This is a genomic window from Protofrankia sp. Cas8, assembly GCF_963555845.1.
Classification (GTDB): domain Bacteria; phylum Actinomycetota; class Actinomycetes; order Frankiales; family Frankiaceae; genus Protofrankia.
Genome location: NZ_CAUVXI010000070.1, coordinates 22,469 through 24,733 on the forward strand (window position 1 = coordinate 22,469; position 2,265 = coordinate 24,733).

1 protein-coding gene is annotated in these 2,265 nt (G+C 67.5%); it reads right to left on the reverse strand.

All coding sequences use genetic code 11. The annotated features are described in order from the left end of the window. Positions 1-2,265 (reverse strand): RHS repeat-associated core domain-containing protein (locus U9977_RS12540; protein WP_322749416.1); only part of this gene is annotated, 2,265 nt, incomplete at both ends.

Genomic DNA, 2,265 nt, shown 5'->3' on the forward strand with positions numbered 1-2,265 from the left:
TGCTTCAACTGCGGCAGCGGCATCGGTGGAATCCGGGGCTTCGGCAGCGGCGTGGGCGTCCTCAGCGTACGAGGGCGAACCTGTACAACACGCCCACCAGCAGTAGACCGAGGCTTCAACGCCGGCTCGATAACAGGATCACGAACAGGCGACGTAGCCGGCGAAACCACCGGCCACTCATCATCCGAATCGTCATAATCCACCCAGTGCGGCCGCGGCTCAACAGGCGGAGGCTTCGGCGCAGATTTCGGCGCAGAATCACCCGAAAGCAAAAACAGAGAACCGAAAAGTGCAAGCCCAAGGGCAACCGGTGCTCCCACTCCGGTCCCCGCCGCAACCGCTGCCCCACCGAGCAGAACCCCTGCAATCGCATCCTCAGGATCAGAACCCGGCGCGAAATGACCGGACGGATCGTTGTAGGCCAGCGGGTTCGCGTTGCCATACACATACCGGTTCGCCGACACCCCGGATGTCAACGGCAGACCGACACTGTCCCGAGAGACAAACCCACCGGTCCCCGGGGTGTACCAGCGGGCCTCCGCACTCACCTTGGCGGTGGTCGGATCCGTCCACGACCCCTGGAAGCCGACGCGGACGTTGGCGCTGCCCGCGGTGGTCGGGACCCCGAACGGGTCGAACGCCTTCTGATCCGTCAGCCCGGCGCCGTTCGTGGTGAACGCCGCCACCACATCCCCGTGAGTATCGGCCAGCGGCACCCACGCCCCACCCGGCGTACCCAGGCCGATCAGATCCCCATCCGGGTCCCGGGCGTAGGTCGACGTACCGTCCGCCACCGGCTCCTTCTCGACCCCGGCGTAGCCCAGCGTGGTGCTGTTACGGACCGCGAGCCGATCCAGGCCGTCATAGCCGTACGTCGTCGTCCCCGACGTACTGTCCGACACCAACCGATCAAACCCGTCGAACGTCGTGGTCGCGGTCGACCCGCCCGCGGTCCGGGTCGCCCGCGTCCCCCGCGCCGTATACGTATACGTCGCGGTGCCGTCGGACAGCAGGCGGTTCCGTTCGTCGAAGCTGGCGGCGGTGCCGTTCACCGCGGTGCGGTTCCCTGCCCCGTCCCAGCCGTACGTCGTGGTCCCCGCCGGACTCGTCCACGAGGTCAGCCGGTCCGCCCGGTCATAGGCGTAGCTCTGACTCCCCGACCCCGCCAACCCGGCCGGGGACAGGGTTTCGGTCAGCCGATTGTCGTTGTTGTCGTAGCTGTAGGTCGCCGCCCGCAACGTCCCACCCGGCCCGGACAACGTGTCCGCCGTGGTCCGGCCCAGATTGTCATAACCGAACGACCGAACCGCCCCACCCGACGCATAGGTCACCGACGTCAGCTGATCGGCGTCGTCATACGCCAACGACCGGGTGCCACCGGTGGCCGCACCCGACGTCGAGGTCAGATCATCCCGGGCGTTGTACCCGAACGACGACGTCCCCGCGCCGTCGGTCCGCGACGTCATCCGACTACTGGCGTCATAACCGAACGTGGAGCTCCCCGCCGGACCGGTGCTACCGATCGGCAGATCCCGATCGTTATAAGTCAACGACTGCGTGCCCGACGGGTGGTTCACCGACGTGACCCGACCGATCAGGTCATAACCCACCGACCGCGACGACGCCGCCGCACCCCCACCCGAACCGGACTCCGCGGTCAACCGGCCCAACGCGTCAAACGTCCGCGCCCGGGTCACCCCACCCGGCGCCAGCAGCGACACCGGCAGGCCGCCCGCGTCATACGAGGTCTGCCAGGTCCGATCCGCCGTCGCGGGAAACGCGGTGGTGGACGGTTCGATCGTCTTCTCGACCAACCCCAGACTGTTGACCGTCGTGACCGTCACATAACTGTTCCCGTCGGTCAGCCGGGTCCGATGCCCCGCCGCGTCATACCCCGCACTGGTGGTGATCGAGGTGGAGGCGGTGACCGGCTCCACCAGGCTCCGCAGCTGATCGAGCGCGTCGAAGGTGCGGGTCGTGGTCCAACCCATCGCATCCGTGGACGACGTCGGATTGTCAGCCGCGTCAAAGCCGGTACTCGCCGACCGCAGCTGGCTGTTCGATGGGGAGAACTGCGCCACCACCGTCCGCCGGCCCGCCCGATCATAGGTCGACCGGGTCACCCGACCCAACGGATCGGTCACCGACGCCACCCGACCGGCCAGATCATAGGTAAAGACCGTCAGCTTCCCCAGCTCGTCACGTGCCTGCAGCAACCCGCCGGCCGCGTCATACACCCCCGTCCACGCCGCCTGGCTGGCGATA